General features: G+C 50.5%; 13 protein-coding genes. 5 read left to right on the forward strand and 8 right to left on the reverse strand.

What is annotated here, in order from left to right; translation table 11 throughout:
• Positions 1-648, forward strand: a 648-nt coding sequence (locus tag BM231_RS19155; protein WP_483150652.1) for an FG-GAP repeat protein, incomplete at its 5' end; no start/stop codon positions are given.
• A gap of 504 nt (positions 649-1152) precedes the next feature.
• The gene (locus BM231_RS19160) at positions 1153-1419 is read left to right on the forward strand and encodes a hypothetical protein (RefSeq protein WP_014284547.1); all 267 of its coding nucleotides are present in this window, start codon (positions 1153-1155) and stop codon (positions 1417-1419) included.
• A gap of 114 nt (positions 1420-1533) precedes the next feature.
• Here BM231_RS19160 and BM231_RS19165 read toward each other — a convergent pair whose 3' ends face one another.
• From BM231_RS19165 to BM231_RS19180, 4 genes are all read right to left on the reverse strand, one after another.
• The gene (locus tag BM231_RS19165; RefSeq protein ID WP_159437974.1) at positions 1534-2256 is read right to left on the reverse strand and encodes a helix-turn-helix domain-containing protein; all 723 of its coding nucleotides are present in this window, start codon (positions 2254-2256) and stop codon (positions 1534-1536) included.
• Between the two features lie 434 nt (positions 2257-2690).
• Complete coding sequence (dpaL, locus tag BM231_RS19170; RefSeq protein ID WP_093521899.1) at positions 2691-3872, reverse strand: diaminopropionate ammonia-lyase; 1182 nt, start codon at positions 3870-3872, stop codon at positions 2691-2693.
• 99 nt (positions 3873-3971) lie between these two features.
• Positions 3972-4355, reverse strand: a complete 384-nt coding sequence (locus tag BM231_RS19175) for a RidA family protein (protein WP_057464574.1) — start codon at positions 4353-4355, stop codon at positions 3972-3974.
• Positions 4356-4360: 5 nt separating this feature from the next.
• Positions 4361-5059, reverse strand: coding sequence for a helix-turn-helix transcriptional regulator (locus BM231_RS19180; protein ID WP_014283993.1), 699 nt, complete (start codon positions 5057-5059; stop codon positions 4361-4363).
• Positions 5060-5382: 323 nt separating this feature from the next.
• Between BM231_RS19180 and BM231_RS19185 the strand changes: the two genes are divergently transcribed.
• The 3 genes from BM231_RS19185 to BM231_RS19195 all read left to right on the forward strand — a co-directional run bounded on the left by BM231_RS19185 (position 5383) and on the right by BM231_RS19195 (position 9462).
• Positions 5383-6549 carry a M24 family metallopeptidase gene (locus BM231_RS19185; RefSeq protein WP_093521901.1) on the forward strand — a complete coding sequence of 389 codons (1167 nt, stop codon included), beginning with the start codon at positions 5383-5385 and terminating at the stop codon, positions 6547-6549.
• A 115-nt stretch (positions 6550-6664) separates the two neighbouring features.
• The gene (locus tag BM231_RS19190; RefSeq protein ID WP_208860507.1) at positions 6665-8227 is read left to right on the forward strand and encodes a BCCT family transporter; all 1563 of its coding nucleotides are present in this window, start codon (positions 6665-6667) and stop codon (positions 8225-8227) included.
• A gap of 71 nt (positions 8228-8298) precedes the next feature.
• Positions 8299-9462 (forward strand): M20 aminoacylase family protein, encoded by a 1164-nt coding sequence (locus BM231_RS19195; protein ID WP_093521903.1) that lies wholly within the window; start codon positions 8299-8301, stop codon positions 9460-9462.
• A gap of 210 nt (positions 9463-9672) precedes the next feature.
• Here BM231_RS19195 and BM231_RS19200 read toward each other — a convergent pair whose 3' ends face one another.
• Genes BM231_RS19200 through BM231_RS19215 form a run of 4 tightly spaced genes read right to left on the reverse strand, consistent with a single transcriptional unit; the run spans position 9673 to position 13406 of the window.
• A complete protein-coding gene (locus BM231_RS19200) occupies positions 9673-10437 on the reverse strand; it encodes an ABC transporter ATP-binding protein (protein ID WP_093521905.1) in 765 nt (254 codons plus the stop codon).
• Positions 10434-11486 (reverse strand): FecCD family ABC transporter permease, encoded by a 1053-nt coding sequence (locus tag BM231_RS19205; RefSeq protein WP_093521907.1) that lies wholly within the window; start codon positions 11484-11486, stop codon positions 10434-10436. The genes BM231_RS19200 and BM231_RS19205 overlap by 4 nt, the downstream gene beginning before the upstream one ends.
• Positions 11486-12475 (reverse strand): FecCD family ABC transporter permease, encoded by a 990-nt coding sequence (locus BM231_RS19210; protein WP_093521909.1) that lies wholly within the window; start codon positions 12473-12475, stop codon positions 11486-11488. The genes BM231_RS19205 and BM231_RS19210 overlap by 1 nt, the downstream gene beginning before the upstream one ends.
• 7 nt (positions 12476-12482) lie before the next feature.
• A complete protein-coding gene (locus BM231_RS19215; RefSeq protein WP_093521911.1) occupies positions 12483-13406 on the reverse strand; it encodes an ABC transporter substrate-binding protein in 924 nt (307 codons plus the stop codon).
• Positions 13407-13570: the final 164 nt, after the last annotated feature.

The following is a 13570-nucleotide window of genomic DNA, read 5'->3' on the forward strand; positions in this document are numbered from 1 at the left end:
GTGGCCATCAATGATGATGGTGTCATCGTAGTCGGGGCTACCGGTAACGATGATGATGGATCAGGTTCTGGTGCTGCTTATGTGTTTGTGCCAACCGGTTCAGGTGGCTACACTGAGTACAAACTGACTGCGCCGGATGCCTCTGAGGGGGATGAGTTCGGGTTTACAGTAGCTATCAATGCTGATGGTGTTGTCACCGTTTCTGCGGGGAAAGGCGATGGTAAAGTAGATGACAGCGGCGCCGTCTACACGTTCACTCTTGATGATGATGGCAACTATGTAGGCTATGATGGAACTACAATAGAACCAACAGGCCCTGCAAATGAAACTATCACCGGAACTGGTGGTGCTGATAGTTTGAATGGTGGTGCTGGTGACGACATGCTCACCGGTGGTGCAAGCTCCGACGTGTTTATCTTCTCAGGCTCTGAGTTTGGCAACGATACAATCACCGACTTCGAAGCTGGTGCTGGTTCAAGCGATATTATCCAGTTTGACAGTGACACTTTCGCAGACTTTGATGCCGTAATTGCTGCGGCAAGTGAAGAGGGAAGTAGTGTCGTGATCACACTAGATGATGACAACTCTGTCACTCTGAACAACGTGTCAAAGTCAGAACTGCATGCTGATGACTTCCAGTTTGTCTAATTGACCAAAGGCCACGCTCGTCTAAGTTAAAACGAGCGTGGCTTTATTTCTTTATGAACTCTCTGGGTCCTTCCCAGCCCTTTCTCGTCCTGCGGGGAGTTCAGCAGGGCAGGGTTTGCACCTGTGTGGGGTTTGCGGAGGCTTGGTGTTTATGTTCATGTTGTTGTTCTCATGTTCTAACCCCGCTAATCCTATGGGTTTATAGGATTTTTCACCTTCATCTCATTGACAGTTTAAACAATCCATCGCATGGTTTAAGCGAGGCTTCGAAACCTCGTAGAGCGGTCACCGCTGCCGTTTTGTTTGGCGGTCTTTTTGTGTCTGGAGTTAGGTCTTCAAATGCAAACTCTCGCTTATGGGCGGGAGGGCGGTGAATACAATACCCTTTGCGGGGGAATAAACCCGCCTGACTCTACCAGGTTTCGAACCTCCCGCTCGCCAGTGGGTTGTCGAAAGCCTTCTGCTGAGCGGCTTGTTCAACAAGCCAGTAGAGAGGGCTTACTGATGACTGACACTGGAAAAGAGAAATGTGCCCATACGTCCCTTCGCAATGAAGTGGATCAGCTTCGCTTATCAAGCAATCACCTCAAAAATCTAGTTTATTCCATGAGCGTGGTGATGAGTGAGCGTATGGAACACACTCAGGAATATGAAGCGTTGCTGACGCTGTTTGATACTGTGCGCAATCACATCAATGATGTGCAGGAAAGCGGTGAGAAAATCTCAGAGCTGCTTGATCCCTGTGCACTGGAAATCTCTAAAAGCAAGTAAGTTGGAATGATGAGAGGCTTGCCTCTTAAGGAATATTCTGGCTTGGGAAGCGTGAGCTTCTCAGGCCTTTTTAGTATGTGGCTGCTGAGGTAAACAAAACACTGAAAAGGGCATTCAATGATGGAGCGCTGCTTGGCTGCGTTCTAATCGTTGCCTTTCTTTTGCAACTTCCTCTTTCAAGAACCAATGGCCTGTCTCGCCGTCATGTTCCGAGAGTTTTTGGGATAAGACCCTTCTATTTGAGGTCTTACAAAGAACCTCAAAGAGTGGGTCTGATACTGAGATAAACTTGGATGTTCGATTGAGTATCTGCATTGCTGCTGCTTTTGCGTTAGATGACACTGATTGAAGTTCACCTGTATTATTATTTGTATATTTATCTTTATTTCGTGGTGCTCTCACGTCACCCTTTAGCTGTTCATTTTTGCACGTTTTTTGGTCTTTTTTGTCACTGCAACGGTGTTCGGGCCGCGAGTTAGGCGCGACCATAGGTGCTCTGCTGTCACGTTTTTCATCCCCTATAGGACAGAAGGCATAATGATTGCTTTGCCCACGACCACGTGCGCGTTGAGCTTTAAAATATCCAGCTTGTTCTAGCTTCTTCAAAGCCCGGATTACTGTTCGCCTGCTGGTGCCTGCATCCTGCTCAAGGCGAGAGATGCTTGGCCAGGCATCTCCGGTCTTTGTATTGAAGTAGTCACACAGCGCGATCCCCACGACCTTTTCTGATGCTGAAAAGTTATGATCCCGGCACAGTTTGCTAATCCAGACAGCTTTGTCGCTGTATTGGATGGTTAGGCTGTTACAATGCTGTATCTTACCAGTTGAGCCACTCATCATTTCCTCCCCCACTTTAGCAGGCGAGAAACCTTTGACAAAAGTCGCCCAGTTATTTGACGTTTAAATAGCAGTTTGACGTTTTTTACGGATCTAAGCCATTGAAATTTAGACAAGAGTTCAGGATTGAAAATCCGCGTGTCGGTGGTTCGAATCCGCCTCCGGGCACCACTTATCTTCCCAAAATCGTTCAATCGCAAAGAGTGTATAAGCTTTGCTCTTCTCATGTGAGGTGGTGAAATCACATTGAGAGTAGCACATCTGTTGCGTGGTAAGATTATCATTGTGGAGCCGGGCGGCGTGAGTGTGATACTCGATAGCAATCAGAAAAACTTGCGATGCGACCTATGTTGCACAAGCATAATCCTAGTGCTGGCAGCACTGAAGTAATAGCCTCAAACAGAGCCGTAACTCTGTTTGAGAAATGATGTCAGTTAAAGAGGCAAGGCGCCTTCCCAGACGATTTTTCTGTAACGTTCAGGATTGGTGTCGCCCTCGGTGTTGAAGATCAACACAACACTCTCTTCGTTGAGACCAGCTTTTTGTGCCAGTTCGGCGTACTCTGCTTTTGACTTCATCGCGTAAAGCAGGCCGATGTTCAAAGCTCCGGACTCGCCGCCTGTGATCGCAGGGTCCCCTTTGAGTGGGTTGCCAAGAATGCGCATGCCGGTGGCGGCAATGTTATCTTCTGCCGAGATGAAATGATCGCCGCAATCTCTCAGGATTGGCCATGTGATCGGATTTGGTTCGCCGCAGGCCAGACCAGCCATAATGGAAGTCAGGTCACCCTCAACCGCAGTCATCTCACCATTCTCGCTGGAAACAGATTGATAAAGGCAATCTGCAGCGCGCGGCTCGCTGATCACAGACGTGAAGTTCTCAGGTCCGTACGCATCAGCAAGATAGCCCAGAACACCGCCTGCCATAGCTCCGACACCTGCCTGAAGCATAACGTGAGTTGGGTGAGCATCATCCAGCTTGGCGAGTTGGTCCGCTGCTTCTCCAGCCATCGTCATGTAACCCTGGGAGATCCAGGTTGGTATCTCTTCGTAGCCATCCCAGGCAGTGTCCTGAACAAGCTCCCAGCCGTTCTCTTCCGCTGTTTTATTCGCTAGTCGAACGGTGTCATCGTAGTTCACATCAGTCACAATGCAGTCTGCACCCAAACCCCGGATGCGCTTGACAGCTGACTGAGGTGAACCTTTGGGCATGTAAACAACAGCCTTCTGTCCCATAGCGCGCGCAGCCCATGCGACACCGGTCCCATGGTTGCCGGCAGTTGCTGTTGTAAAGACCATCGGTCGCTCAAACTTTTGCGAGACAGTCTGCAGGTCGATCTCAGAAATATCGAGATCAAGCTTCTTCGCAAGCAAGCGGCCAAGGGCATAGGAGCCACCCAGGACCTTAAAGGCATTTAGTCCGAAGCGATGAGACTCATCCTTCACGAAAATCGCCTTCACACCCAGTTCCTTAGCTAAGGCAGGAAGACTGGTGAGCGGAGTTGGCTCATAGCCTCGAATCTGACTATGAAACTCACGTGTTTTCTCTGCAACCTGGGTGGTGAACAGTGGGCTGGTTTCACCTGTGCGGAAACGATTGCTGCGTATCTTAAGCATCTTGATCTCTTCAACAGCTTGGGCAGGGGGAGGAGAGCTGCGCTCGAAGAGAGTGGGGGAACTCAATCTAAGAGCGCAGCAATAATTGTGTCGTGTAGCCTATTTGACGTACGCGATTGCTTCGACTTCAACCAGCGCGTCTTTCGGCAGGCGGCCTGCCTGAATGCAAGAACGTGCAGGAGCACCTTCAGTGCCAAAGACTTCCGTGTAGACTTCGTTAAATGCTGCAAAATCTTCCATTTTAGCGAGGAAGCATGTGGTCTTCACCACGCTGTCGATACCAGCACCAGCCTCTTCCAGCACAGCCTTCAAGTTGGCCAGTGACATTCTGGCCTGCTCGGTGATGCCACCTTCAGGGAATGCCATTGTTTTTGGATCAAGCGGCAATTGACCAGAGGTGAAAACGAGGTTCTCTAAAACAGTTCCCTGAGAATACGGTCCGATTGCAGCTGGAGCGTTTTCTGTAGCAACTAACTTTTTCATTTTACTTACTCTTTGCTAGTGATCTGAGTTTTTGATTCTCGGATGTACTTGTAGATGGCATGTCGCGTGATCCCGAGTTTTTCCGCCACAAGCACGGTTGCTTCTTTGAACTCGAAAATGTCGCGTTCAAGAAGCAGTTTGGTGACAGCCTTGTTGCTGGCTTTTTGTGTCACCGATGGGTCTGCCTCCACATCTCTGATCGCCTGTTCCAAAGCACCCAAAATGACCTCAGTTGAGTTGGTGCTGAAGCGTTCTGGTGTTGTTTTCTCTGCAACCTCAGCAGCATCTGGAGTGAACGTGCTGATGATCTCTGAAAAGGGCAGGGATAGATTGATGTTCAGGCAGAACAAACCAATCGGTTTGCCAGAAGCGCCAAGGATAATCGTCGTTGCTGATTTAAGCAGCTGCCCCTCAGCATTATGCGTGAAGTAGGCTTTCGGTGTCAGGTTGCCTGTCTCCTGATAAACCCGCAGCATCTTCAAACCGAGGTCTGTTATGGGAGACCCAATCGTCCGACCCGTCATGTGTCCGTTGACGATCTTGGCAACAGATGTTTCCAGGTTTTTGAGAGAATGCACTACAACCTCACAGTGTGGCCCGATCAAATCCGCGACTGTTTCTGCAATGCGAAAGTAGTTTGCAAGACGATCATCATCATCTTCAAAGAGACATTCTACATTTGTGAAGTCATTGAGGTTGATCATAGCTGTTTTCTCAAAGCTCGCCTGAGTACGTAATAGGTTCCTTGTGTTGGTAACCACGTTTCCCGGTGTTTGCAATGAAAAGTTCACTTCATTTAACTGTAAATGTTAATTTTGAGCCGAAATGCGTAGTGGTACTGATATTTTATCCACTAAAGAGGATGGAAATCTAGAAATATATATGTATGAACGCCTATTACAGTCTAATATTGTTGACTGAAATGATATTGTATTAAATATGTAACTCAAAGGTTGGCTGAACCCATTTGCGTTCACAAATTTGCAATTTCGGGTCCGGCCACTCTGTCATAAAACGGGAGCACATCATGTCAGAGTTTTCTTTGAGGGGCTTTGAAGTTTCAGAATTTGAAAGCCGGACAGCACGCCTGCAAAAGGTGATGCATGAGCAAAAAGTGGACGCTGTCCTTTTCACGACAGAACCCAATGTCCGTTACTTCTCTGGTTTCTTCACTCAGTTTTGGCACAGTCCAACACGTCCATGGTTTCTGATTGTGCCTCTTGAAGGCAAGCCAATCGCGGTTATTCCAGAGATTGGTGCCACTGGAATGGCGGCAACATGGATCGATGATATCCGTACCTGGGCATCACCATGTCCTGAGGACGATGGCATTTCTCTGGTTGCCAAGGCCATGAATGATCTGCCTAAAAAGTATGGTCGTGTCGGTGCGACGCTCGGGATTGAATCCTACCTGCGTATGCCAACAAACAACTTCCTGGAACTGCGTGACAAAGTTGAGTCAGAATTTGTTGACGTTGCGCTTGCAATTCACAATCTTCGCCAGATCAAGTCTGCGGCTGAAATCAACAAAACCCGCCAAATCTGCCGTATCACCAATCAAGCCTTCGACCTCATTCCAAACTACGCAAAAACTGGAATGACCGAGCGGGAAATCTGCAAACAGTTCAGAATTGATATGCTGAGTGCAGGTGCGGATGAATGTCCTTACATTATCGCAGGGTCCGGCCCTGATGGATATGACAGCATCATCATGGGCCCAACTGACCGCGCATTGAATGACGGTGATGTTCTCATCATTGACACAGGCGCAGTCAGAGATGGCTACTTCTCAGACTTTGACCGCAACTGGGCGTTTGGCTCTGCAAGTGAAGAGACACTTGCTGCCTATCGCGCAACATGGGAAGCAACAACCAAGGGCTTTGAAGCTGCCAAGCCGGGCAACACGACTACAGACATCTACAATGCAATGTGGAGTGTCCTGGAAGCTGCCGGTGCTCTTGGCAATGATGTAGGCCGCATTGGCCACGGCCTTGGCATGGAGCTGACAGAGCGTCCATCCCACACAGCATCCGACAATACTTTGCTCGTACCAGGTATGGTTCTGACTTTGGAACCGGGCATGAACTACGCGCCAGGTAAGCAGATGGTTCATGAAGAAAACATCGTCATCACAGAAGACGGTGCAGAGTGGCTCACCGAGCGCGCTGCACCGGAAATGATCATCATTAAATAACAAGCATGAGCCGTCCCCTCGGGGCAGGGAGACGGCTTCCCTCCTATGCAGTCAGGATAAATTGCTTCGGCATTGTTTGTCCTTAGCGCTGTAGCGGTTAACTCAGGGGAGAGTTATGAGTAACCAAGCTGTACAACAACTAAAACAAGGTAAGATGCTCTTTGCCAGCACGATGACATTTATTGTTGTCGTGGTTTTGTCAGGCATCTTGTTCCCGGATCAACTGTTTAATGTCGGTGTAAGCACCATGAACTATCTGACCGATAAATTCGGTTGGATCTACATGGCGGGCTCCTTTGCCTATGTCATGGTGATGTTCTTCTTCGCCTTCAGTAAATACGGTAACATCCGCTTTGGGTCGGATGACTCCAGACCAGAATTCAGCACCTTCTCATGGATTGCGATGCTGTTCTCCGCTGGTATGGGTACCGTAATGCTCTACTGGGGTGTTGCAGAGCCAGTTTACCACTACATGAACCCGTTAGAGACAACCGGCATCGCTGCACAGACACCTGCAGCAGCTGAGTTTGCAATGAAGCAGAGCTTCATTCACCAGGGCATTCAGGCCTGGGCTGCATTCTCCGTGGTTGGTCTGATCCTCGGTTATCTGATGTACCGTAAAGGCGAAAGCGGCCTGATCAGTAACATTTTGCTCCCATGGGGCCGTGATAAAGCAAACGGCGGCTGGGGCAAGCTGATCAACTTGGTCTGTGTGTTTGGCGCCATTGCAGGTATCTCTACCTCTCTTGGTCAAACAGGCCTGTCTCTGTCCATCAGCTCTTCTTACCTGATCGGAACACCGGATGGCCCTCTGACAAAAATCATTCTTGTGGGCGCTATCACAGTCATCACCATTCTGTGCACCACCACAGGCCTTGAAAAAGGCATCAAAATCCTTTCCGATTATAACGCTTACCTTCTTGTTGGTTTGATTATACTCGTCGGCGCGCTTGGCCCAACCACCCAGATGATCAATGTTTACTTTGATACAATGGGTAACTACATGAACGACTTCTTCACAGATGCGTTGATGTTGCCAACTTTTGCTGCAGATAAAGAGACCTCCTGGATCGGTGGCTGGCCAATTTACTACTATGCATGGGCAATCGCCTGGGCACCGTTTGTTGGTCCGTTCATCGCGCGTGTCTCTAAAGGCCGCACAGTTCGTGAGTTCATCCTTGGATCCATGATCCTGCCTTGTCTTGGTATTTTCCTCTGGGTTGCTTTCTTCGGCACAATCGGCCTTGAAGCATCTCCAGAAGCACTTGAAGCTGCAGCTGCCTCTTCTAAAGCAGCAACCTTCATCGTGCTGGAAGACTTCCCGCTCGGAACTGTCATTTCCATTGGTGTTGTAATCGCTCTGTTCACCTGCTTCATCACATCCATGAACAGCTCAACCTTTACACTCAGCTCCATGAGTGAAGATGGCTCCCTAAACCCAAGCAATAAGCAAAAGGTTATGTGGACCATTGCACAGGGCGCTATGGCTTTGACACTGATGCTGGCAACAAAATCCGGTATCGATCTGTTGCAGTCCATCAGCTTGATTTTCGCTCTGCCATTGATGTTTGTGCTCTTCGTGGCAATGATCAGTACTTTCAAAATGTTCCGCGCAGAATTTGCGGATGAAAAGCAAGCAAGTGAGAAAACACCAGCTATCAAAGAAGCTGCAGAATAAAAAACAACAGAGAGGCAGCCAATCTAGGGCTGCCTCTTTTAAAGTTTCTTCAAGGAGGTAAGGGAACTTCAATGAGCAATATCGAAGAACAGGTTGTCGCTTGGCGTCATCACTTGCATCAAACACCGGAGTTTGGGTTTGAAGAAGTGAAAACTTCCGATTTCATCGCCCGAAAACTGGAAGAGTTTGGCATTGAAGTTCACCGGAGTATCGGCCGCACCGGTCTTGTTGGGGTGTTGAAGTGCGGAGACAGCAGTCGCACCATCGGCCTGCGTGCAGACATGGACGCCCTTAAAATCATCGAGGAAAATGACTTCGCCTATAAATCCCAAACGGATGGGATGATGCATGCCTGTGGTCATGATGGACATACGACCATGCTGTTGGGCGCAGCTCATGAACTTGCCAAACACAAGAACTTCGACGGCACGGTCTATTTCATCTTTCAGCCGGGTGAAGAGCACGGTGTCGGTGCAAAGGCAATGATCGAAGATGGTCTGTTTGACCGATTTAAGATGGATGCCATTTATGCCATGCATAACCTGCCGGGCGTCCCAGAAGGGCACTTCGTAACCAATCCGGGTTCGATCATGGCATCGGAAAGCGGCTTTGAAATTGAGATCATCGCGACAGGCGGCCATGCCGCAATGCCACATATGGGGACTGACCCAATCGTGGTTGGCGCTCAAATCATTTTGGCTCTGCAAACCGTCACCAGCCGCAACCTGAGTTCGATCCACGAGCCAGCTGTGATCTCTGTAACGGAGTTCACCACCAATGGCACAACCAACGTTATTCCCTCATCCGCAACCATCAAAGGCGACACCCGCTGCTTTACTGATGAGGCACTGGCAAAGATTGAAGCTGCCATCGAGAGAGTAGCAGCCGGTCAGTGTCTTTCTGCCGGGGTGGAGTACAAATACAAGTTCAACAATACATTCCTCTCCACGATCAACACGCCCAAAGAAACAGCTGTTGCAGTTCGCGTTGCCAAAGCAATTGCTGGAGAAGAAAACGTAGACGGCGAGGCGCCACCCTTCACAATCTCAGAGGACTTTTCCTACATGCAACGGAAAGTCCCAAGCTGCTACATCCTCGTCGGCAACGGAAAAGTAGGCGAAAAAGGCGGCACAGCCCTCCACAAACCCTTCTACGACTTCAACGACAACATCCTCATGACCGGCATCCGCTTCTGGACCGAACTCGTAAAAGACCAACTACCAGAAACAGCCTAACCCCAACCACCTCAGTACCCACCCAGCCTCCTTGTTTCCTTCATCCCCAGAATGAGAAGCAGGGAGGTTTTTCGATTGGGAGAGCAAATTACAGCGTATCGCTGAAAAGTGGGGACCGATCTTCGGATAAAGATACGCAAAAACAAAAGCTAAAGCAGTTCAGATGCTTCAACTTAAATGCGAACTGCTTTAGTGCTTAGCTTTCCCGCTTCAAACAGGCGTCACCACGGGTGTCTGGGAAACCGGATCTGCATAAACGCTGGTGTTAATCTCGTAGACTGAACTCACCAGAGACGGGCTAACCACCTCGTGTGGGGTGCCCTCGGCAAAGATAGCTCCATCGCGCATGACGACGAGGTGGTCTGCGTAGCGGGAGGCTTGGGCGATGTCGTGGAGGACGACGACCACGGTGCGGCCTTGGCTGTTGAGCTGTTGGAGGAGATCCAGTGTCTCGTACTGATAGCGGATATCCAGATAGCTGGTTGGTTCGTCCAACATGATGTAGGGCGTGTCCTGAGCCAGGCACATGGCGATGAAGGCTCGCTGGCGTTGGCCGCCGGAAAGGTCTTTCAAAGCCCGGTCTTTGAAAGTGTAGAGACCCGAGGTGCACAAGGCCTCCTCAACAATCTCAACATCCCGTCTGCTACGAATGCCAAGGAGAGATTGATGCGGGGCCCGGCCATAGCCGACAAGTTGCTCAACGCTGATGCCAGTCGGAACTACCGGACTTTGCGGCAAAAACGCAATCTGCCTTGCAACGGTCTTGGCAGGCAAACGGTGGATCTCTTGATCATCAACGGTGATGCTGCCGCTCTTTAATTTGGTGATCTGACCAATGGTTTTCAGCAGTGTGGATTTTCCGCAACCGTTCGGGCCGATCAAAGCGGCATAACTGCCTTTTTGAATGGTGAGATTGATGCTCTTGAGCATGAATTCTTCGTAACCGGAAATGACGTTTGCAAGAACGATGCTCATGTGCTTTGTCCTTTTTGTGAGCGGCTCATGATCCAGATGAAGTAAGGAGCGCCCAGCATTGCACTCAAAATACCTGCGGAGACCTCAAGCGGCGGCGCAATAGCCCGTCCAACCGCATCAGCCAGAACAACCAGAAGTGCGCCCACCAGAGCAGCTGTTGGCAGCAGGAGACGATGTCGGCCTCCAACAAGAGAGCGGCTGATATGCGGTGACATCAAACCGATAAAGCCGATTACGCCGACAACCCCAACAGAGATGCTGGCAAGCAGGGTTGCAACGCCCAACAACAAAAGGCGCATCTTATTTGTGCTTTGGCCAAGCCCGCGTGCGGTCTGGTCTCCCAGTTGCTGCAGGTCCAGCTGATAGGAAAGCACCATAGTCAGACCCAAAAGACCGATCAGTGGCAACCAGATCGACTGCACATGCACCCACGTGCGAGCCCATAGAGAGCCGGTGAGCCAGACGAGCGGATTGGAGATTTCCAGCGTTGCTGCTGTCACCAGCAGATAATCAACGCCTGCATCGCACACCATACCAACGGCAATACCAACCAGAGCCAGACGGGCAGGGGAGACTTGGCGCAGATGCGCTGCAAACAGCACCACCACCGCAGCAACAATGCCGCCAAGAGCTGCTGCAACAGGAAGATAAGTCACGGGCACATTGGGCAGAAACATCACTGTGCCCAAGGCAGCCAGTGCGGCGCCTGAGTTGATGCCCATAATCTTGGGGCTGGCCAGTGGGTTGCGAATGATGGCCTGTACAATAACACCGGAAACAGCAAGGCTGGCGCCAGCCAGTAAGGCAATCAACACACGGGGAAGCCGAGATTTCCAGATGATGTAGGTCTGCTTTTGGCCATCTAAATTAAACAGGCTGTTCAGGATCACATCCAGCGGAATGTTGACTGCGCCCACGCCCAGGCTGAGCAAGCTGACAGCAACACAGGAAAACAACAGCAGCATCTGAATGCGAAAGGCCTTCGTGCTTCGATGACTTTTGAAATCCGCACGCCACTGTGCGCCGGAGGCCTCAGAGACCACGCTCATCAGTCAATCTCCTTGGCGGTGATGGTCAGGTACAAAAAGTAGGGCGCGCCAATCAGAGCAGAGACCACACCCACCGCAGTTTCCTCCGGAAAGTTGATCAGCTTGGAAGCGCCATCAGCAACAAGCATCAAGGTGGCCCCACACAGCATAACCGCAGGCACCAGCACACGATGATCTGTGCCAAAGGCAGCGCGGCACACATGCGGTATAATCAGGCCAACAAACATGACAGGCCCGGCAACGGAAACGGAAACGCCGGTCAGGACCGCTGCGAGCAAAATGCCGAAAAGCAACGTAAAGCGCGGATCAGACCCAAGCCCCTTTGAGGCGGCTTCTCCAAGCGCCATCAAGTTAAGCTTATGTGACATGAAGAACGTCAGGAGGCCGCCTGCCAAACACCAGGCCAAAAGAGGCGTCGCCTGCTTCCAGCGAACGTCTGCAATGTCGCCGGTGGTCCACTGGATCACGGAGAGAGCCAGTTCATCATCCAGCGTAAAAGTGAACCGCACCAATGCAAACGCAAAAGCGCTGACTGCCACACCAGAAAGGATCAACCGAAGTGCGCTCAATGTGCCTTTCAGGCCACCCGCAAGCGTCAGGGTCAGGCCACCGGCAAAGGCAGCACCCAGCACGGCCATGGTGTCGATATTGAAAAGGACGAGCGAGGGGAACACCAACCCGATGGCAATGCCCAGAGCAGCCCCTTGATTGATGCCAAGAATAGACGGAGAGGAGAGCGGATTGCGCGTTGTTGCTTGCAGCAAAAGCCCGGCAAGGCCGAGGTTTGCGCCAATCAATGCAGCAATGAGAGTGCGCGGAGCACGGATATCTCGCACAATGGAAAGGCTCTGCTCATCAAGCTGAGCAAAGACTGCATTCAGGACTTCAAGAAACCCGATATCTTGTCGGCCACCTGTGGCAAGGGACAGCGCTGCTCCACCGAGCAGCGCCATCCCCATAAGGCTCCAGTACATGGCATAGGTTGGCATGTGTCGCTTAGTTCTGCACTTGCGTCATGATGCCCTGCAGGTCGTTAGCCGTCATCTCTGCAGCCACCATACCGCGCAGACGAGACCACACATGCGCCTCCACATAAAACACGCGGTCATTTTTCACAGCACTGATGTTCTCGTAAAGCGCTTCACCCTTCCAGCCGTCAGCAAAGGATGGGTTTGCATAGCGGCCCAAAATGAGAATGTCAGGGTTTACTGCAGAAAGCTGCTCAAGAGAAGTCTTCACATAATTGGATTCGTAAACCGCACCGTTGGTTGGCTTCATGCCGCTGGCAAACCCAAAGCCTTTCAACAACGAACCATTGTAGGAAACAGGTGAGTGCAGCCATAGCCCCTTTGCATTGGTCACACCAAACTGAATCTTATAATCGCCAGCCTTTTCAAACTGAGCGCTGATCTCAGTCATTTTGGCTTTGTGCGCCTCAACACGCGATTTCATTTCATCCGCTTTGCCAACGGCAGCGCCAATCGCTTCCAGCTGTGCAATCGCGGAAGGGTAATCACCGCCTAGGCTGTCAAAAACGACTGTCGGTGCAATTTCAGAGAGCGTGTCATAAGCGGCTGTATGGCGGGTCTTGTCAGCGATAATCAGGTCTGGACCTAAGGACGCAATCACTTCAAGGCTTGGCGTCTTGCGCGTGCCGACAGAAACCCAGTCCTGCCCAATCTTATCCGTATAGGCGCTGATGATGCGTTCTCGCTTTTTATCATCCGCCACACCAACAGGCGCAACACCAACCGCAGCCAGAGCATCAACAAAGCTATACTCCAGCACAACAATACGCTGAGGTTGATCAGGAACAGTGGTCGTTCCCAACTCGTGTTTTACATCGCGCGCGGACGCTCCAAAGGCAACAAGAGTTGAAAGGGCGCCAGCGAAGGCGGCTGCGAAAAGGTTGGTTTTCATCGGCTTGACTTCTCATAAGGACGGGCAATAGCAAAGGTTGTAGAGTGAGCTATTGTATACCTGATAATTATAGTCAAGTTTAAATAAGAGTTTTTACCTCATATTTATTCGATAACGCAGACATCTTACAAATGCTTGCGCATAACCACTTACAGCGTATCGCC

Source organism: Pseudovibrio ascidiaceicola (assembly GCF_900114245.1).
Taxonomy (GTDB): domain Bacteria; phylum Pseudomonadota; class Alphaproteobacteria; order Rhizobiales; family Stappiaceae; genus Pseudovibrio; species Pseudovibrio ascidiaceicola.